This is a genomic window from Polynucleobacter sp. UK-Kesae-W10 (genome assembly GCF_018881575.1).
Taxonomy (GTDB): domain Bacteria; phylum Pseudomonadota; class Gammaproteobacteria; order Burkholderiales; family Burkholderiaceae; genus Polynucleobacter.
This window is the reverse complement of sequence record NZ_JACVQB010000001.1, coordinates 1-18,101: the sequence shown is the minus strand read 5'-3', so window position 1 is coordinate 18,101 and position 18,101 is coordinate 1. Positions and strand designations below refer to the sequence as shown.

The window sequence follows — 18,101 nt, the reverse complement described above, 5'->3', positions numbered from 1 at the left end:
CTCAGATTTTACTGCTAGAACGTTTTAGCAAGCCTTATATCAGTCTATAGGCAGCAATCGCTATCAATGTGGGCGGAACAGCTGCAATAAATAGATAGATTGCGGAGACCGCATTGCCTGGAAAGTAGGGTCTCAAAATCGCAATACCCGCTGGGTTAGGTGCATTGGCAATGACAGTAAGCCCGCCACCTGCAACTGCACCACCCACTAAAGCCAATTTAAATTCCAGTGAAGTGCCTGTCACTAGTGAGCCTAAATACGTTAAAGCGGCGTTGTCGGTAATGGCTGTGAGCGCCAGACTGCCATAAAACACAGCGGTTGGACTCATCATTTGCAGTATGGGCTGTAACCACCACCCTTGCAGCGCGCCAAGGACTACCAAGCCAGCCAAGAAGAAGCCAACTAATAAGGCCTCCTTCAGAATAAGTGGGCTTTGATGTTTGGGGTATGCGGTGGTGTAGCCAATGAAGAATAAAAGAAGCCACATAAAGATGATTGGATCGTGCGCAAAAAACACCACGCCGAATAAGAACAGCAAATGCATCGCAATCACAGCGGCGGGTATGCGAACCTCTTTATTGGTCTTGCTGGGCTCCAGTAATTGATTTTTAAATAGTAGTGTTGCTACTAATGCGTTGATGAAGATGGCAATACAAGATTCAAGTCCAAAGTTGGAGAACATAAATGCAGAGCTCCACTCCCAAGTAGAAGCAACCATTAATACCGGTGGAGCCGCAAAGTTTGTAAGGGTCCCGCCAATGGAGATATTGACAAACAATACTCCCAGAGTGCCAAACAGAACTAATGAGGATGGGCGATGGCGATATACCAAGTCACGCAACAAAAATGCTGCTAAGGTCATCGCAGCAGGCTCTGTAATCAATGAGCCAAGTAAGGGAGTAATACCCAGGGTTAAAAAGTAGAGCGTCGGTGCGCTGCCGGTACGCAATACATACTGCAGGCCTTTGGCAAGCGCATGTAGGAGTTGAGTGGAAAAATACAAAATAGGCTTACTACCCGCCACGATCATGATGGCGAATACGAATAGGGGTTCAGTAAAGTTGCGATGATTGAGAAAATCTTTTGCTGTACTCAGATTGTCAGTGAGAGAAATATAAATAATCAGTATGGCTGCCCAAAACCCAAAGACAATCTCAACCTCGCCCAATAGATGCCATAAACCCGCATGTCTTGGATTTTTTCTAGCCAGCGATTCAAAATACCCTGTACAGAAGGTATGTAACACTGCAATTGCAAAAATAATACTTGCGCCAAGTTCTGTAGGGGTAAAGTTCATAACAGAATGGTAGCAGGTCAAAGAGTCATTAAAAGCAATGTTGATTTAGGAGATTTTGGTGAAATTAAAGATTGGATATCAAGCCCTCATTGCCGATGCAATGGCGCATATTGAAACCATTCCGCTTGGCGAGGCGCAGCTACTGTTGTCTGATCCGAATGTTCAGTGGGTCGATATCCGTGATGTGCGCGAGTTAGAGCGCGAGGGCATGATTGCTGGCGCGTTTCATGCGCCGCGAGGTATGTTGGAGTTTTGGGTAGATCCCGAAAGTCCGTATTTCAAACCCGTATTTGGCGAGGGTAAGCGTTTGCTTTTGTATTGTGCTTCCGCATGGCGATCAGCCTTGGCCACGGCTACATTGCAAAAGATGGGTGTTCCCCATGTTTGCCACCTTGAGGGTGGGTTTACTGCATGGAAAAATGCCGGTTTGCCGATTGTAAAAAAATGAATGCGTATAGCATTCGCTTAGTAATGAATTTAGCTAGATCAATATTTTTAGAATGGATAGAAAAATGAAAACAGTTGTTTCTCAGTTTGGTGTTGGGGCTTTGCAGCAAAAGTTAACGATTGGCGATCTGCATTTATTATCGGACGCCTACGTTAGCAATGGAGGGGCAGAGACTGGCCCCACTCCACATGAATTCTTAGGAGCCGCATTGGCGGCCTGTACTAGCATGACCTTAAAAATGTATGCTGGTCGTAAGTCGCTCAATTTGGACAATGCCATTGTGAAGGTGGATATTGAGCGCGCAAACGATGTAGAAATTTTTACGCGCACCATTCAGCTCGAAGGCAAACTAAGCTCAGAAGAAAAAGAGCGCCTTATAGAGATTGCCAACAAATGTCCGATCCATAAGGCTTTATCAGGCGACATCCAAATAAAAACCCAGCTTGTAAATTAATCCAAGCTGGGCTGGGTAATGCAGTACTACGAGTAGAGTACTAAATTAGTTCGGTGCGTTTGCAGGCTTGTTATTTTTGCCAGCGTTGTAACCAGAGTTGTATTCAGATGCCTGTTCTTTTTTGTAGGCATCATAAACATATCCAGATGCTGCGCCAACTGCTGCGCCACCAACCGCACCCCAAATCGGGTTGCCGTGGAAAATTGCTGTGCCAACTGCACCAGCAGCAGCGCCAATACCTGCGCCAGAGAGAGTGCGTTGCTCAGTGTTGCTCATATTAGAACAACCTGCAATTGCGAGAGTAGCAGCTGTAATCGCGATAATTTTTTTCATATCAACAGATCCTTTAAATAAATGTGTAATTGATTAGCTTGTTTGGATTACTTCTTGGCGCAAGGGAAGCGTGAAGCCAAAAAGCCTAAGAAAACACCAGATGCTGGTTGATTGGCAAGTTGCGGAACATCTTGTCCAAATTTTACGAAATCAGCAATTACTTCATCGCGTGATGGAGCGGGTTGCTTAACGCAAATAAATGGTTTTGCACGTTGAGGATGGCGAGTTGCCAGGTAAGTGTCATAAATAGCAGTGGAGTAACCAACGCAGAAACTACGGGATTCTGGGCTTGCTGGTAACTTGCAGGCGTTCACGAGCTCTTGAGTGCTGAGTACTTTTACGCTGGCATTTTGTTGGGCTTGAGCAATGCCTGAGAATGCTGCAAGAGTGGCTAAAGCTACGAGGACTTTCTTCATGGGTTCTCCCTTAAGTGTATGTAAATCCATCATAAACCATAAATTCAAGCATTTAATGCACTAATTTAGTGCAATGTGCACCGAATTAGGTTTTTAATTCCCCATAATGATGCAAAAAAAGAAGGGGGAACTTGAGATGGAAATTTTGAAATCCGGAAGTGATGCTTTATTTATTTTGCTTGGTGCCATCATGGTCTTGGCGATGCACGCAGGTTTTGCATTCTTAGAGCTGGGTACCGTTCGCAAGAAAAACCAAGTCAATGCCTTGGTAAAAATCCTGGTGGACTTTGCAGTGTCAACCATCGCGTATTTCTTTATTGGATACAGCATTGCGTATGGCGTGAACTTTTTCTCCGGCGCTGAATTGCTCGCTGAAAAAAATGGCTATGAGTTGGTGAAGTTCTTTTTCCTGCTCACTTTTGCCGCAGCTATTCCAGCGATTATTTCGGGCGGTATTGCTGAGCGTGCCAAATTTAATCCTCAACTCATTGCTACCTTTGTATTGGTAGGTTTTGTGTATCCCTTTTTTGAGGGCATTGCATGGAATCAGCATTATGGAATTCAGGCATGGATTAAAGGATTGACTGGCGAGGAGTTCCATGACTTCGCTGGCTCAGTTGTAGTGCATGCCGTGGGCGGGTGGATTGCTTTGCCGGCAGTCATTCTCTTGGGGGCGCGTCGTGGGCGTTACACCAAAGAAGGGCAAATTTCCGCACACCCGCCATCAAGCATTCCTTTCTTGGCTTTGGGCGCGTGGATTCTCGCGGTTGGTTGGTTTGGATTTAACGTCATGAGCGCACAGACTATCGACAAGATTAGCGGTTTGGTCGCATTAAATTCCCTGATGGCGATGGTCGGAGGCACATTGGCAGCTTGGGTCATTGGTCGCAATGATCCTGGCTTTACCTACAACGGCCCCCTTGCAGGCCTGGTTGCGGTATGCGCCGGATCGGATTTGATGCACCCGATGGGAGCGTTATTTGTGGGCTTAGTTGCTGGCGCTCTGTTTGTATATATGTTTACCTTAGTGCAAAACCGTTGGAAGATTGATGACGTGTTAGGTGTGTGGCCTTTGCATGGACTCTGCGGTTTATGGGGTGGATTAGCAGCCGGTATTTTTGGTACTAAATTATTTGGCGGCATTGGTGGCGTGACATTTACCGGTCAATTGATTGGCAGTGCTCTAGGTGTTGGTATCGCGCTCGTGGGCGGCTTTGTGGTCTATGGCACTCTAAAAACAGTCTTAGGTATCCGCATGTCTCAAGAGGAAGAATACGAAGGTGCTGACTTGAGCGTGCATCGCATTTCTTCAACTCCGGATCGCGAACCGAACTGGTAAGCGCATCAAAAACGGCAGCTGACCTATAGCCATGATTCCTACCTATAATGAGTCATGGCTATATTTGAACTAGACGGAATTGCCCCGCAATTGGCTGAGGGCGCTTGGGTTGCTGAGAGTGCCGAAGTCATCGGCAAAGTCGCGCTACACAAAAATGCCAATATTTGGCCAAAGGTGGTTATCCGTGGCGATAACGATCTCATTCAGATTGGCGAAGGTAGTAATGTGCAAGACGCCTCTGTTTTGCATACTGATCCAGGTTACGAACTCATCATTGGTAAAAATGTGACTGTGGGTCATCAAGTGATGCTGCATGGATGTCATATCGGTGATGGCAGCTTGATTGGTATTGGAGCGGTAGTATTAAATGGCGCCAAAATTGGAAAGCATTGCTTGGTTGGTGCTGGTGCATTGGTGACCGAAGGCAAAGAGTTTCCTGACGGCTCTATGATTATTGGCTCTCCTGCTAAAGCAGTAAAAACACTGAGTCCAGAGCAAATTGCTGGGATTGGTGAGATTGCAGGGCGCTATGTCAATAATGCGCAGCGCTACATCAAGACGCTTAAAAAGATCACTTAATTCACTTAAATAAAAATCACTTGCTCTACGTATTTAATGTAGTACTGCCTGTATTTGCTCTCATCCTGATTGGGTATGTCTGTGGGCGCGCCGGTAAATTGGGCGAAAGCGCTTCAGTAGAAATTAATCGATTTGTAGTCTGGTTGGCTCTGCCCGCCCAGCTTTTTAATTTTGCTGCGAATGCGGGTTGGCAAACACTCTGGCAACCCGGTTTTATTGCCGCCTTCTTTTTAAGTTGCATCATTGTCTTTGCATTGGTTCTGGGTTTGAGTTGGTGGCGTGATCAAGACTTAGCGGCTGCTAGCTTTAATGGCCTGAGTGCCTCCTATTCGAATACCGGATATATGGGTATCCCCCTTTGCGTACTTGCACTTGGACCGGAGGGGTTGGCGCCAGCCATTATTTCTACCTTTATTGTGATTGGCATGTTTGCGATTGCAACGATTTTTATAGAAATTGGTGCGGCCTCACATCAGAAAACACATCAAATAGTTTGGAGTGTGATCAGGTCCTTGTGTAGTAACCCGCTATTGATTGCACCCACGCTAGGCTTGCTATGGTCTGTAACTGGCTATCAGATCTATGGACCTCTGGCACAAGTCATTCAATTTTTAGCTGCAGCCGCTATCCCTTGTGCATTGGTATCGATTGGATTATTCCTGATGCAAAAACGGGACACTGCCCCTAGTCAAGCGTGGGGAATTGGTTTTGCAAAACTCGTTATTCAACCAGCGATCGCATGGCTGATTGCGGATCCGATTTTGGAATTGCCTAAACTGTGGACGCATGCGATTGTGATTCTGAGTGCGCTGCCAACGGGTACAGGCCCTTTTATGTTGGCGCAATATTACAAAGCGGATGGCAGCATCATTTCACGCGTGGTATTGATTACTACCGTTTGTTCTTTGCTAACTCTGTCTTTATTCCTGTGGTGGAATAACGGGGTTTGATCCCTCGGCGTCGATTTGCTTTTCCCAAGAGGCATCAATAAAAGCTGGTAATTTCATGCATTCGTTCAAGATGCGAATGAGCGTAGGGTATGTGCTGACATCGATTTTGGCGCTCAATGCATTAAACAACTGGGGCACTAAGCAGATATCTGCAAGACCTGGCTCATCACCATACACAAAACGCCCAACCCGCTTATCCGTGCTCAAGCGTTTTTCAAGACTAGCAAGCCCAACGGTAATCCAGTGTTGATACCAGGTATCTTTCGCTTGGGCGCTTACGCCCAATTGTTTGACGAGGTAACGTAAGACACGCAAATTATCAATAGGGTGAATATCGCTGGCGATATCAAAAGCGAGAGAACGTACCCAAGCCCGATCGATTAAAGATTTAGGGAGTAGAGGTGGTGTTGCTTGTAACTCCTCAAGGTATTCAATGATGGCAAGAGATTGATGCAGGTGGTTTTTGCCATCATCCAATAAAGGCACCAAGCGATTAGGATTTTTACTGCCATATGACTCAGAGTGTTGATCGCCACCATTTTTATTTAAATGTACTGGAAGCACTTCATAGTCCATGCCCTTGAGATTGAGAGCAATTCTGACGCGAAAGGCTGCAGAGCTGCGCCAGAAACTATAGAGCTGGGGTTTAGGCTGTGAAGTCATGTGCGGATTTCAATAAATAGATTGCTCTTAGTATATTGATCACAAGATCATCACGCCTACGAAAATTAAAGTGTTTTAGACTGCTAACTATGGAACAAACTCAATTTTGGATTGGCGTTATTGCAACGATGGCATTTGCTGTCACTGGAGTATTGGCTATTGCTGATCGTGGCGTAGATATTTTTGGCGTTCTCGTACTTGGCTTAATTACTGCGATTGGGGGTGGAACCATTCGCGACATTATTTTGGAGGCGCCGGTATTTTGGTCTGAGAATCAAATATATGTTTGGCTTGCATTGGGGGCAAGCATTCTGACATTTGTTGCGGAATCATTTTTTACACAGCCGCAGATCTATCGCTGGATGCTCTACATTGATGGCTTTGGTGCGGCCCTTTTTGGGATTCAGGGTGCTGATAAAGCTTGGAGCATGGATTTTGGTTTGCCAGTGGCGCCAGTCATTTTGGGCGTCATTACCGCAATTGGCGGCGGCTTGATTCGGGATATTTTGGCTGGCAGAAAAACACTCATCATGTCGCATGAGTTGTATGCCATTCCGGTTACCTTGGGCTGCTGTGCTTACGTGTTGATTTTAAATTTCTTGCCGCAATACGCTCTCGAGGGCTCGGCACTTTGCATGTTGGGCATTTTTGGTTTGCGTGCGGCTGCAATTTACTGGGACCTACGTGTACCCAAAATATTGATTACCAAAACTCGCTAAACAATTAGCCTACTAATTTCCCATTCTAGTTTCATGGTTATTTTGTTTTTTATTAGACCTAGAGCTAGTTCTTGTTGCGTAATTGCAGCGCACTCATATTTTTTGTGGGAAAACCCTCACTCTATTTGATGGGGAATTACCCTAAGTAGTGGATTTCTTTGAAATCTTTCGCAGCATAATCAGCTCGTTGTAATTTATTTCAATAAAAATAGTTAGGAGCTACTGATGTCAACATCAACTAAAGCAGCCCCAATGACCGCCGAAGAACGCAAAGTGATTTTTGCTTCCTCTTTGGGAACGGTTTTTGAGTGGTACGACTTTTATCTTTACGGTTCACTTGCCGCAATTATTGCTAAGCAATTCTTCTCAGGTCTAGATGCAGGCTCTGCCTTCATTTTTGCTCTGTTAGCGTTTGCTGCCGGTTTCATCGTGCGTCCATTCGGCGCGTTGGTGTTTGGTCGCCTTGGTGACTTGATTGGTCGAAAATATACCTTCTTGGTCACCATCCTCCTAATGGGTGGCGCAACCTTCATCGTGGGTATTTTGCCTAACTATGCAACGATCGGCGTTGCCGCTCCAGTAATCTTGATCGCATTGCGTATGCTGCAAGGTTTGGCTTTGGGCGGTGAGTACGGTGGTGCTGCTACCTATGTTGCAGAACACGCTCCGCATGGTCGTCGTGGTGCATACACAGCTTGGATTCAAACTACTGCAACATTAGGCTTGTTCCTCTCCTTGCTCGTGATTTTGTTCACACGTGAATTCACTGGCCCAGACTTTGATGTTTGGGGTTGGCGCGTTCCTTTCATCGTTTCTATTGCATTGTTGGCGATTTCTGTTTGGATTCGTTTATCCATGAATGAATCACCTGCTTTTAAGAAGATGAAAGAAGAAGGCAAGTTGTCAAAAGCACCTTTGTCTGAGTCTTTCGGTCAATGGAAGAACTTGAAGATTGTGATCTTGGCATTGTTTGGTCTGGTTGCGGGTCAAGCGGTGGTTTGGTACACAGGTCAGTTCTATGCTTTGTTCTACCTCACCCAGGTGTTGAAGGTAGATGCGAAGACAGCAAACTTATTGATTGCCGCTTCATTGGTAATCGGTACACCATTCTTCGTAGTATTTGGTAGCTTGTCAGATAAGATTGGCCGTAAGGTCATCATCATGGGCGGCTTGTTATTGGCTGTAATTACTTACATCCCGAACACTCCCGTATCCGTGTTCAACGCTTTGACCCACTTCGCTAACCCAGCGTTGGAAAAAGCGATGGCTACTGCGCCAGCGACTATTACTGCTGATGTGAATGAATGTACATTCCAGTTCAACCCAACTGGTACAGCCAAGTTCACTAGCTCTTGCGACATTGCAAAGCAAGTGATGGCCTCTAATTCTGCTAGCTATAGCACGATTCCTGGTCCAGCTGGTTCTACAGCGGTTGTGAAAATTGGCGATATCGAAATCCAAGGCTACTCTTCTAAGGGCTTAGACCCAGCAGAAGCAAAAGCGAAGGATGCTGAGTTCAAGAAAGCCATTCGTGAAGCTCTGACTAAAGAAGGTTACCCAGTTAAAGCAGATCCAGCACAGATTAACTATGTCGCTGTATTGCTCCTCTTGGTTTACCTCGTACTTTTAGTCACCATGGTTTATGGTCCGATTGCAGCGATGTTGGTTGAGATGTTCCCAACCCGCATTCGTTACACATCGATGTCCTTGCCATACCATATCGGTAACGGTTGGTTCGGCGGTTTATTGCCAACAATCTCCTTTGCCTTGGTTGCGCAAAACGGCAATATTTACTATGGCCTCTGGTATCCAATCATCATTGCTGCAATGACATTGGTAATCGGTACATTGTTTGTACGTGAAACCAAAGACGTAGATATCTATGCCCGCGACTAAGTATTTTTAGTCTGCAGCAAATCAGAAACCCGATCAGAAATGGTCGGGTTTTTTTATTCCCATAAATCTTTTTGATTGCGATTGTTTAAGAGCTTGAGATTTTGCTGTGCAATGGAGATTTCTCTAGGGCCTGGGATAAGCGTAATTTGAGCGCCGGCGCTCAGTACTCCAGTTTTGAGAACCCGTAAGTACCATCCGCTAAACCCAGATTGCAACATTGCCTTACTGGCACCCTGATAGCCAAGAGCGGCATTGAATTTGAAGCAAGGTTCACGCAGTTTGACAACAGCAAACTCGAGCTCACCAATTAATAGCTTATCGCCAACAAAGACATCGGCTTCTAATAAGCCTTCGATCGTGAAGTTTTCGCCAATAGCTCCATGCTGCAACTCCACAGCTCTTTTGGTTTCTCGGGTGAGTAGCGCATTCCAGAAAGGGTAGTGCTCCGCTGGATATACATAGATTGCTTTGTCAATTCCACCATGCACACTCAGGTCCGCCTGCTCATCTCCTTGAATGCCGAGCGCACTGATTTCAACAAGCTGTGCATCTAGTAAGGAGCTAATACTCGATTTTCGTATCGCTGAGGCTACCGATTTGTAGTTGGGATGATGATTGCCAAATAGGGGTGCAACTTTACCGCTGCAAATAGAGAGTAGCCTCATGGGGACCTTGAGTTTGGTTAATAGCGACAGCGAGCATCACTCTTGTATTTGGTGAAATACACAATGAGATCGGCATCTGATTTGTATTGGGTGTAATAAATGACTGCGCGCGCATCACCTTTGTATTTTGTGTAAAACCATACGCCTGGGTCGTTATCGCTGGAGTATTGGGTCTCATACACAATGCAATTGGCTTCAGATGGGTATTTGGTGACAAACACTTTGGCATTTGCCTCGGAAGGGTAATTGGTGATAAAAATTTGCGCACCAAAAACAGGGGCGTGGAAAAGGATACTCAACAGCATCCACTTGAGGGAGTGCAAAAGAAATCGACTCATGGTGGTGAAATGGTACGCCTTCTGCTTTGAGTGTGTTCACTCGGCTGATATGATCAACCCATGAAGTTTCAAAAGAGGCATTTTGTGATTAGCCGTTTGGCCCTCATCTTGCTTGCGGGCATGATGAGTCAAACGATCTACGCCAAGTGGGATGAGGAGCGTGATATGACTGCTAATGGCAAAGAGGAGTTGGTCTACTACTACAAGACCAACGAGCAGGGGCAAAAGCTCGTATTGGACAAGTATGTAAAGCGGCTCATTTTTATTCGTCCGGATAGGCTCTACAAGCGCTCTATTAAGCAAATGAAGATTGATGGCGCAGTCATTGATGTGACGAGCGACCCTTTTTCTCACTATCCGGAGCAAACTGCCATTATTTTTGAAAATAAGGACGAGGTTCTTAAAAAACTCTTTTTGGCTAAAAAAGTGGAATTTAACGTCCTCTATGGGCGCGAAGAGGCGGTCAGCGTATTTCAGATTAAATAAGGGTTAATCGAGGGTTTTAGGCCCTTTACCCCCGTCGTTTAGACAGATGAAGCCTGATCATTTACAATAGCGAGTTCGGCGAATTAGCTCAGCTGGTTAGAGCGACGGAATCATAATCCGCAGGTCCGGGGTTCAAATCCCTGATTCGCCACCAAATCCAAAGGCCATTGCCCACCGGCAGTGGCCTTTTTCTTAGGTTCGCTGGGTATATCAAGATGGCTAAATTTTGGAACTTTGTCTTTTTCCAGCTTGGTTGGTTTGCTTGTGTCTTGGGCGCCGCACATCAGCAGGTGCTTTGGGCTGTTCTCGCGACGCTGGCTTATATCGCCTTTCATATTTGGCAGTTGGATGAGCCTAAGGTGTCGATGCGCCTCTTGGGTAGGGCCCTCATATATGGGATCGTGACCGATAGCTTAGTCATGCATTTGGGGTATTTGGGTTTTGAGGACTCTTGGCCTACACCCTACTTATCTCCGGCATGGATGTGGGTGCTTTGGGTATTGGTTGCCACCACTATTAATGGTTCTTTGTCTTGGCTGCGCGGCAAACCTGTTTTGGCAGCGCTTTTAGGTGGGATTTGCGGTCCCCTGTCTTATGAGGCGGGTATGCGAATGGGGGCTGGTAGCTGGGGTACTGGCAATCAGACCATCGGAATGATCCTTATCGGGCTTGTTTGGGCCATCGCTATTCCCCTCTTTTTCTATTGGGATGGCGCCCCTGTCGAAGGTGGCTTAGTAAAAAATCCGTAAATTCCTTGAAAAAGTCGCTTGCAAAGAATACTGTTTTTATATACAGTAACTCCTAAGTTGTCGAATAGTAGAAAAAACTTCGGGAAAAAGCCCAATAAAAGCGAAAAAGGAACAAAAAATGGCCTTGGATGATAAAAGAAAATCAGCCTCTTCAGAATTTGAGGGGATGAGCGGAGACAAGCAAAAAGCACTTACAGCAGCGCTAGCCCAAATTGAGAAGCAATTTGGTAAGGGTTCAATCATGCGATTGGGTGATGCTGAAATTAGTCAAGATATTCAGGTGGTATCCAGCGGTTCCCTAGGCCTCGATATTGCCTTGGGAGTTGGTGGTCTTGCACGTGGTCGCGTCATTGAGATTTACGGCCCAGAGTCATCCGGTAAAACCACTTTAACTTTGCATGCGATTGCTGAAATGCAAAAGCTTGGTGGTACTTGTGCCTTTATCGATGCTGAGCACGCATTAGATGTTCAATACGCTTCCCGTCTTGGTGTGGATGTTAATAATCTATTGATCTCTCAACCAGATACCGGTGAGCAAGCATTGGAAATCGCCGATGCCTTGGTGCGCTCTGGTTCGATCGATTTAATCGTGATTGACTCTGTTGCAGCATTGGTACCTAAGGCTGAGATCGAAGGCGATATGGGCGATTCATTGCCAGGCTTACAAGCCCGCTTGATGAGTCAGGCTCTGCGTAAGTTGACTGGTGCAATTAAGCGCACCAATACAACTGTGATCTTTATTAACCAAATTCGAATGAAGATTGGTGTGATGTTTGGCTCACCAGAAACCACCACTGGTGGTAATGCATTGAAGTTTTATGCCTCTATGCGTTTAGACATTCGTCGTATTGGCAGCATCAAAAAAGGTGATGAGGTTGTTGGTAACGAAACCCGCGTGAAGGTTGTTAAGAACAAGGTTTCTCCACCATTCCGTGAAGCGATTTTTGACATTATGTATGGCGCCGGAATTTCAAGAGAAGGTGAAATCATTGATATGGGTGTTGAAGCCGATATCGTTGAAAAATCAGGCTCTTGGTATAGCTACAACGGCGATCGCATTGGTCAAGGTAAAGATAATGTGCGTGAATTCTTAAAAGAGAATCCAGAGATTGCAAAAGATATCGAAGCAAAAATCCGCGAGAAGCTGGGTGTGAAAGTCGGCTCTGCTGTGGTGACTGATGTCCTGAGCGAGGAAGAGGAAGTCGAATAATTCGATGTCAGAATTAGGTAGTAAAAAACCCAAACAAAGCCCGAGTCTCAAAGCTCGGGCTTTGCGTCTTTTATCCTTGCGCGAATACAGTCGCAAGGGTTTGGCTGCAAAGCTCGCCGAATCAGAAGCACGCTGGGCAAAACTTGGGGCTGAGCAAAATGAGCAGACCCCCCAGACAAGCGCTTTGAATATTGAAGCTGTTTTGGATGATTTCGAGGCGCGGGGCTGGCTGTCCAACGAGCGTTTTGCCGAAGCCCTCGTGCGCAGGCGTAGCGAGCGTTATGGAGTCCGAAAAATTGCCGATGAGTTAGAGCGGGCGGGCATTGATTCGAAGCAGTCATCTCAGCTGCTTGGACAACTAAAAGAGACAGAATTTCAGCGTGCCTATGAGCTTTGGTCTCGAAAATATGGTGCAAAGGCCCAGGATCAGAAGGAGCGTGCGCGGCAATATCGCTTCTTGGCTTCAAAGGGATTTAGCTCGGATGTGGTGGCCAAGATCATCGGTGGCCAGACCCCGGATTAGGGCAATTACGGATCTAGAAACGCAATTTGCGGCATTGCAGCATGATAGACTTAGGGAGTCGGTCAAGCCGTTCGCATTTATTCAAATTTAGCTAATTTAGCTATATCCAGGGTAAGTATGAGATTCAGGCGAAATCGGTTTTACTAATCCTCATCGCTTGCTAAAAAAGATACCGTTTCGGAGTAATTATGAAAATTCACGAGTACCAGGGCAAAGAACTTCTTCGCCAATTTAATGTGCCTGTTCCTAATGGCATTCCTGCATTTAGTGTTGATGAGGCAGTTAAAGCTGCTGAAAAGCTTGGTGGCCCAGTATGGGTTGTAAAGGCGCAGATTCACGCTGGTGGTCGCGGCAAGGGCGGCGGCGTTAAATTAGCAAGAAGCATGGATGAAGTGAAGAAATATGCTTCAGAAATTTTGGGCATGCAGCTCAAGACTCACCAAACAGGACCAGAAGGTCAAAAAGTAAATCGTCTCTTAATTGAAGACGGCGCAGATATCAAAAAAGAGTACTACTTCAGCATCGTTACAGACCGCGCGACACAAAAGAATGTGATCATGGCTTCTAGCGAAGGCGGTATGGATATTGAGGAAGTGGCTGAATCGCATCCAGAAAAAATTATCAAAGTTTTTGTTGATCCATTGATTGGTTTAACAGATGCTGACTGTGACATCGTTGCTAAAGGTATTGGCGTTCCAGAAGCTTCCATTCCAATGGCACGTGATGTATTTAAGAATTTGTACAAGACTTACTGGGATACCGATGCTTCATTGGTTGAAATCAACCCATTGATTCTTGAAGGCAATGGCAAGATCAAGGCTTTGGACGCCAAGTTCAACTTTGATCCAAACGCATTGTTCCGTCATCCAGAAATCGTTGCTTATCGCGATATCGATGAAGAAGATGCTGCGGAGATCGAAGCTTCTAAATTTGACCTTGCTTACATCTCTTTAGATGGCAACATTGGTTGCTTAGTAAACGGCGCAGGCTTGGCAATGGCTACGATGGACACGATTAAGTTGTTCGGTGGTGAGCCAGCAAACTTCTTGGACGTTGGTGGTGGTGCTACAGCTGAAAAAGTAACCGAAGCTTTCAAGATCATGCTCAAGAACAAGAGCGTTGAAGCGATTTTGGTCAATATCTTCGGCGGCATTATGCGTTGCGATGTGATTGCTGATGGTGTTGTTACTGCATGTAAAGCAGTCAACCTCACAGTACCTTTGGTTGTGCGCATGAAAGGTACAAACGAAGAGTTGGGCAAGAAGATTCTTGCAGACTCTGGTTTGCCAATCATTAGTGCCGATTCAATGGCTGAAGCAGCTACCAAGGTAGTTGCTGCTGTTGCCAAAAACAAATAATCCAGGAATTTCAATATGTCTATTTTGATCAATAAAAACACCAAAGTTATTACACAAGGTATTACTGGTAAGACCGGTCAGTTCCATACTGAAAAATGCCAGGAATATGCAAACGGCAAGAATTGTTTCGTTGCTGGTGTAAATCCTAAAAAAGCTGGCGAGTCTATTTTTAATATTCCTATTTATGGAACTGTTAAAGAAGCTGCTCAGCAAACTGGCGCAACTACTTCAGTTATTTATGTTCCGCCTCCAGGTGCAGCTGCTGCAATTTGGGAAGCGGTTGAGGCTGATTTGGATTTCGTGATCTGTATTACTGAAGGCATTCCAGTGCGCGACATGCTTGAAGTGCGCAATAAGATGAAGGCTAAAGAAGCGAAGGGTGGCAAAAAGACTTTATTGCTTGGCCCAAACTGCCCAGGCATCATCACTCCGGACGAACTCAAGATTGGCATCATGCCAGGCCATATTCATAAGAAAGGCCGCATCGGCGTTGTTAGTCGTTCTGGTACCTTGACTTATGAAGCGGTTGGTCAATTGACGGCTGTTGGCTTAGGTCAATCCACTGCCGTTGGTATTGGCGGTGACCCAATCAATGGATTGAAGCACATCGACATCATGAAGATGTTCAATGAAGATCCTGAAACAGATGCTGTGATCATGATTGGTGAAATCGGTGGACCAGACGAGGCAGAAGCTGCTCGTTGGTGCAAAGAGAATATGAAAAAGCCAGTGGTTGGCTTCATTGCTGGTGTGACAGCGCCTCCTGGAAAACGTATGGGCCACGCGGGCGCATTGATTTCTGGTGGTGCCGATACTGCAGATGCCAAGCTTGCTGTTATGGAAGAGTGTGGCTTCAAGGTAACGAAGAACCCATCCGAAATGGCTGCTTTGTTAAAAGCGATGTTGTAATAAAGAAGGGCGCTGCAAAAACAGCGCCCTTTTTGTAATATATACCTACTAAAAATATAAAAAATTAGGGAGACAATTTATGGATTTTTCAGCATTTTCTGACGCCACTTTTTGGGCAGCATTACTTTCCATCATCGTTGCCAATATTTTGTTATCCGGCGATAACGCCGTGGTAATTGCTTTAGCGTCACGCAATCTGCCGCCTAGTCAGCAAAAGAAGGCGATTTTCTGGGGAAGTGCTGCAGCCATTATTTTGCGTGTGGTACTCACCATTACCGCAGTCCAATTACTATCACTGCCGTACTTAAAAATTATTGGCGCCATTCTATTGGTATACATTGGTGTGCAGCTATTGGCTGACAGCGATGATGAAGCAGAAATGGATGGCCACTCCAATATTTGGGGCGCTATTCGTACGATTTTGGTAGCAGATTTGGTAATGAGTTTAGATAATGTGATCGCGGTAGCAGCTGCAGCTCAAAAAGGTCCAGAAGAAACTCGCTTGGTTTTGCTCATCATTGGCCTCGGCTTATCAATTCCATTGATTATTTTTGGCAGCACTATGTTGCTCAAGGTGATGGATCGCTTTCCGATCATCATCACTTTGGGAGCGGGCTTATTGGGCTTATTGGCTGGCGGTATGTTAGTTGAAGATCCAGCAATTAAAGACTCTATTCAGGAGGCGATGTCTGATGCCCATATGATTTTCGAGGGTGTTGGCGTGGCCGTCGTGATTTTGCTAGGTAACTATTTCAAGAAAAAGAATGCCGCTAAAGAGGCATAAATTTCATTCATCTCAATCAGAATCAGCCGGCTTCAATAGCCGGCTTTTTTGTTGCTGACTTCCTTGAGCTGAACGGGTATAGACTGGAAGATAGTAGATTTTCACCTCGGGAGCTAAAAGATATGGAACGTTCAAGTAAAGCATTGCAAGATCAAGATTCAGAAGCGGGTTTCACCCTAATCGAAGTGATGGTGGTCGTCGCCATCATTGGGATATTGGTCGCAGTAGCAGTGCCGCAATATCAGGATTACATCGCTCGTAGCCGGGTAGTGGAGGGCATGAATTTATCATCCAGTGCAAAGCTAGCGGTTACTGAGGCTTTTGCGAGTCGGGGCACGGTTCCTATGGATGAAGCAACCCAGGGCTCATTTACCTTTACGCCAACCCGAAGTGTGAAGTTAATTGAAATTACACCCTCTGGTGCCATTGCGATTGATTACCAGGTCAGTGTGGCGCCTGAAGGTAAAAATACATTACATCTCGTGCCCACGAATGAGCCTGATGCAAATTCTCCTAAAGCACTTGATTTATCAAAACCAGAGGCCTCAACTTGGGCTGGTGGTTGGTCTTGTAGATCTGTAGAGACCAATCTTATCCCCCAACTATTGCCTTCGGAATGCAGAATCACTAAGTAGTCTTTTTAGATGGGTTCACTGGCTCAGATGAGTGTCGTTCGATGTTGATAGTTTAGTAAACTGTCAAGAAATCTGAGCCAGCCAACTTCATGACCACCCAACTAAACGAAATCCTTGGCAAAGCCTTTCATGCATTTCAGGGTGGCAATTATTCACAGGCAGAAATGCTACTAAAGAGTGCCATTCAGTTGGCGCCAAATCACTTTGATGCATTACACCTTTTGGCCGTAGTTCTCGCTAGCCAAGCAAAGCATTTAGAAGCAATTGAAGAATATGGACATGCTCTTTTGCTAAATCCAGACAGTGATTCTGCACTCTCAAATTTGAGCTCTTCGCTCAATGCCTTGGGACAGAATGCCGAGGCGATTGTAGTGATGAAAAAAGCATTGGCGATCAATCCTGGGATGTTTCAGGCTTGGTTTAATGCAGGAAATATCCTCAGTGATCTTGGTGAATATCAGGAAGCACTCCTGCACTATGCTCAAGCAGAGGCATTAAAGCCCGACTTTTATGAGGCTTACTACAACCACGCTAAAGCCTTGGTAGAGCTTGGCCAGCTAGAAGAGTCCTTAGCCTATTTCGAAAAATCACTATCCATCAATTCAAATTATCTGAATTGCATCGTGGATTACGGTGCTGCACTAAAACGAGTAAGACGTTTTGATGATGCAATTACTCAATATGATTTGGCCTTAAGTATCAAGCCTGATCTAGTAGAGGCTTGGTTGAATAAGGGCAATACTCTGCATTCCTTAAAGCGCTATCCAGAGGCGCTAGAACACTACAACCATGCTCTGCAGATTGAGCCAACTTCTGCTGAGATTTGGTTAAATAAAGGCGCCTCTTTAAGTGCCTTAATGCAATATCAGGATGCGATTGATTGTTATGACAAGGCGATATCCCTGAACCCAAAACATGCGCAGGCTTGGTTTAATAAGGGTGTAGCGTTCAATGATCTCAAAGAGTATCCAGACGCTTTAGCTAGTTATCAGAAAGCCAATGATATTGGCGTGCATATTGACTGGATGAAGGGCGCCTCTCTTCACACTCAAATGAAAATGTGCCTCTGGGATCGGTTTGAGCAGAAGAATACGATATTGTCTGACGACATCCGAGCCAAGAAAAAAGTTACAGAACCCTTCCTCGTCCTCGCCCTCACCGATGACCCCGCCTTGCATCAGTTGGCTGCCCAAACTTATGCTCAGGAGAAGTTCCCGGCCAACTTGAGCTTAGGCCCCATCCCCAAGAGGGCGCCTGCTTCAAAAATCCGCATTGGGTACTTTTCTGCTGATCTGAATAATCATGCGGTAGCCATTTTGACTGCACAGCTCTTTGAGACCCATCGTCGTG

Annotated in this window: 22 protein-coding genes and 1 tRNA gene; 17 read left to right on the top strand and 6 right to left on the bottom strand. The window is 45.7% G+C overall.

Annotated elements, in window-relative coordinates:
• Positions 1–34: 34 nt before the first annotated feature.
• On the bottom strand, positions 35–1,297 hold the full coding sequence (locus ICN24_RS00115) for a putative Na+/H+ antiporter (protein ID WP_216220544.1): 1,263 nt from the start codon (positions 1,295–1,297) through the stop codon (positions 35–37).
• A 58-nt stretch (positions 1,298–1,355) separates the two neighbouring features.
• Between ICN24_RS00115 and ICN24_RS00110 the strand changes: the two genes are divergently transcribed.
• Complete coding sequence (locus ICN24_RS00110) at positions 1,356–1,745, top strand: rhodanese-like domain-containing protein (protein WP_216220542.1); 390 nt, start codon at positions 1,356–1,358, stop codon at positions 1,743–1,745.
• A gap of 64 nt (positions 1,746–1,809) precedes the next feature.
• Positions 1,810–2,199 carry an OsmC family protein gene (locus ICN24_RS00105; protein ID WP_216220540.1) on the top strand — a complete coding sequence of 130 codons (390 nt, stop codon included), beginning with the start codon at positions 1,810–1,812 and terminating at the stop codon, positions 2,197–2,199.
• Positions 2,200–2,244: 45 nt separating this feature from the next.
• On the opposite strand, the gene ICN24_RS00100 is transcribed toward ICN24_RS00105, so the two are convergent.
• Both ICN24_RS00100 and ICN24_RS00095 read right to left on the bottom strand, forming a co-directional pair.
• Positions 2,245–2,532 (bottom strand): glycine zipper domain-containing protein, encoded by a 288-nt coding sequence (locus ICN24_RS00100; RefSeq protein ID WP_216220538.1) that lies wholly within the window; start codon positions 2,530–2,532, stop codon positions 2,245–2,247.
• Between the two features lie 47 nt (positions 2,533–2,579).
• Positions 2,580–2,948, bottom strand: a complete 369-nt coding sequence (locus tag ICN24_RS00095) for a Rap1a/Tai family immunity protein (protein WP_216220536.1) — start codon at positions 2,946–2,948, stop codon at positions 2,580–2,582.
• Positions 2,949–3,084: 136 nt separating this feature from the next.
• Here ICN24_RS00095 and ICN24_RS00090 point away from each other — a divergent pair, with 136 nt between their 5' ends.
• Genes ICN24_RS00090 through ICN24_RS00080 form a run of 3 tightly spaced genes read left to right on the top strand, consistent with a single transcriptional unit; the run spans position 3,085 to position 5,816 of the window.
• Positions 3,085–4,287, top strand: a complete 1,203-nt coding sequence (locus tag ICN24_RS00090) for an ammonium transporter (RefSeq protein WP_216222133.1) — start codon at positions 3,085–3,087, stop codon at positions 4,285–4,287.
• Between the two features lie 54 nt (positions 4,288–4,341).
• The gene (locus ICN24_RS00085; RefSeq protein ID WP_216220535.1) at positions 4,342–4,866 is read left to right on the top strand and encodes a gamma carbonic anhydrase family protein; all 525 of its coding nucleotides are present in this window, start codon (positions 4,342–4,344) and stop codon (positions 4,864–4,866) included.
• Positions 4,867–4,886: 20 nt separating this feature from the next.
• A complete protein-coding gene (locus ICN24_RS00080) occupies positions 4,887–5,816 on the top strand; it encodes an AEC family transporter (RefSeq protein ID WP_216220532.1) in 930 nt (309 codons plus the stop codon).
• Here the strand turns inward: ICN24_RS00080 and maiA are convergent.
• Positions 5,787–6,479 (bottom strand): maleylacetoacetate isomerase, encoded by a 693-nt coding sequence (gene maiA / locus ICN24_RS00075; protein ID WP_216220531.1) that lies wholly within the window; start codon positions 6,477–6,479, stop codon positions 5,787–5,789. The genes ICN24_RS00080 and maiA overlap by 30 nt on opposite strands.
• A gap of 89 nt (positions 6,480–6,568) precedes the next feature.
• On the opposite strand from maiA, the gene ICN24_RS00070 reads away from it, so the two are divergent.
• Entirely contained in the window at positions 6,569–7,198 is a 630-nt protein-coding gene (locus ICN24_RS00070; RefSeq protein WP_216220529.1) for a trimeric intracellular cation channel family protein, read from the top strand.
• Positions 7,199–7,423: 225 nt separating this feature from the next.
• Positions 7,424–9,094 carry an MFS transporter gene (locus ICN24_RS00065; RefSeq protein WP_216220527.1) on the top strand — a complete coding sequence of 557 codons (1,671 nt, stop codon included), beginning with the start codon at positions 7,424–7,426 and terminating at the stop codon, positions 9,092–9,094.
• Between the two features lie 53 nt (positions 9,095–9,147).
• On the opposite strand, the gene ICN24_RS00060 is transcribed toward ICN24_RS00065, so the two are convergent.
• Positions 9,148–9,759: an MOSC domain-containing protein gene (locus tag ICN24_RS00060; RefSeq protein ID WP_216220525.1), complete on the bottom strand. Its 612-nt coding sequence runs from the start codon at positions 9,757–9,759 to the stop codon at positions 9,148–9,150.
• Between the two features lie 17 nt (positions 9,760–9,776).
• The gene (locus tag ICN24_RS00055) at positions 9,777–10,097 is read right to left on the bottom strand and encodes a DUF6150 family protein (RefSeq protein ID WP_216220523.1); all 321 of its coding nucleotides are present in this window, start codon (positions 10,095–10,097) and stop codon (positions 9,777–9,779) included.
• Positions 10,098–10,157: 60 nt separating this feature from the next.
• Here ICN24_RS00055 and ICN24_RS00050 point away from each other — a divergent pair, with 60 nt between their 5' ends.
• The 10 genes from ICN24_RS00050 to ICN24_RS00005 all read left to right on the top strand — a co-directional run.
• Positions 10,158–10,583 carry a hypothetical protein gene (locus tag ICN24_RS00050; RefSeq protein WP_216220522.1) on the top strand — a complete coding sequence of 142 codons (426 nt, stop codon included), beginning with the start codon at positions 10,158–10,160 and terminating at the stop codon, positions 10,581–10,583.
• Between the two features lie 77 nt (positions 10,584–10,660).
• Positions 10,661–10,737, top strand: a tRNA-Met gene (locus tag ICN24_RS00045).
• A 61-nt stretch (positions 10,738–10,798) separates the two neighbouring features.
• Entirely contained in the window at positions 10,799–11,332 is a 534-nt protein-coding gene (locus ICN24_RS00040) for a DUF2878 domain-containing protein (protein ID WP_216220520.1), read from the top strand.
• Positions 11,333–11,450: 118 nt separating this feature from the next.
• A complete protein-coding gene (recA, locus tag ICN24_RS00035; protein ID WP_216220518.1) occupies positions 11,451–12,542 on the top strand; it encodes a recombinase RecA in 1,092 nt (363 codons plus the stop codon).
• A 4-nt stretch (positions 12,543–12,546) separates the two neighbouring features.
• Positions 12,547–13,065, top strand: a complete 519-nt coding sequence (gene recX, locus ICN24_RS00030; RefSeq protein ID WP_216220516.1) for a recombination regulator RecX — start codon at positions 12,547–12,549, stop codon at positions 13,063–13,065.
• A gap of 188 nt (positions 13,066–13,253) precedes the next feature.
• Positions 13,254–14,423, top strand: coding sequence for an ADP-forming succinate--CoA ligase subunit beta (sucC, locus tag ICN24_RS00025; protein ID WP_216220514.1), 1,170 nt, complete (start codon positions 13,254–13,256; stop codon positions 14,421–14,423).
• Between the two features lie 15 nt (positions 14,424–14,438).
• On the top strand, positions 14,439–15,332 hold the full coding sequence (sucD, locus tag ICN24_RS00020; RefSeq protein ID WP_216220512.1) for a succinate--CoA ligase subunit alpha: 894 nt from the start codon (positions 14,439–14,441) through the stop codon (positions 15,330–15,332).
• Positions 15,333–15,411: 79 nt separating this feature from the next.
• Positions 15,412–16,116, top strand: a complete 705-nt coding sequence (locus ICN24_RS00015; protein ID WP_216220511.1) for a TerC family protein — start codon at positions 15,412–15,414, stop codon at positions 16,114–16,116.
• A gap of 122 nt (positions 16,117–16,238) precedes the next feature.
• Positions 16,239–16,751 carry a pilin gene (locus ICN24_RS00010; RefSeq protein WP_216220510.1) on the top strand — a complete coding sequence of 171 codons (513 nt, stop codon included), beginning with the start codon at positions 16,239–16,241 and terminating at the stop codon, positions 16,749–16,751.
• A gap of 89 nt (positions 16,752–16,840) precedes the next feature.
• Positions 16,841–18,101 (top strand): tetratricopeptide repeat protein (locus ICN24_RS00005; RefSeq protein WP_216220509.1); only part of this gene is annotated, 1,261 nt, incomplete at its 3' end.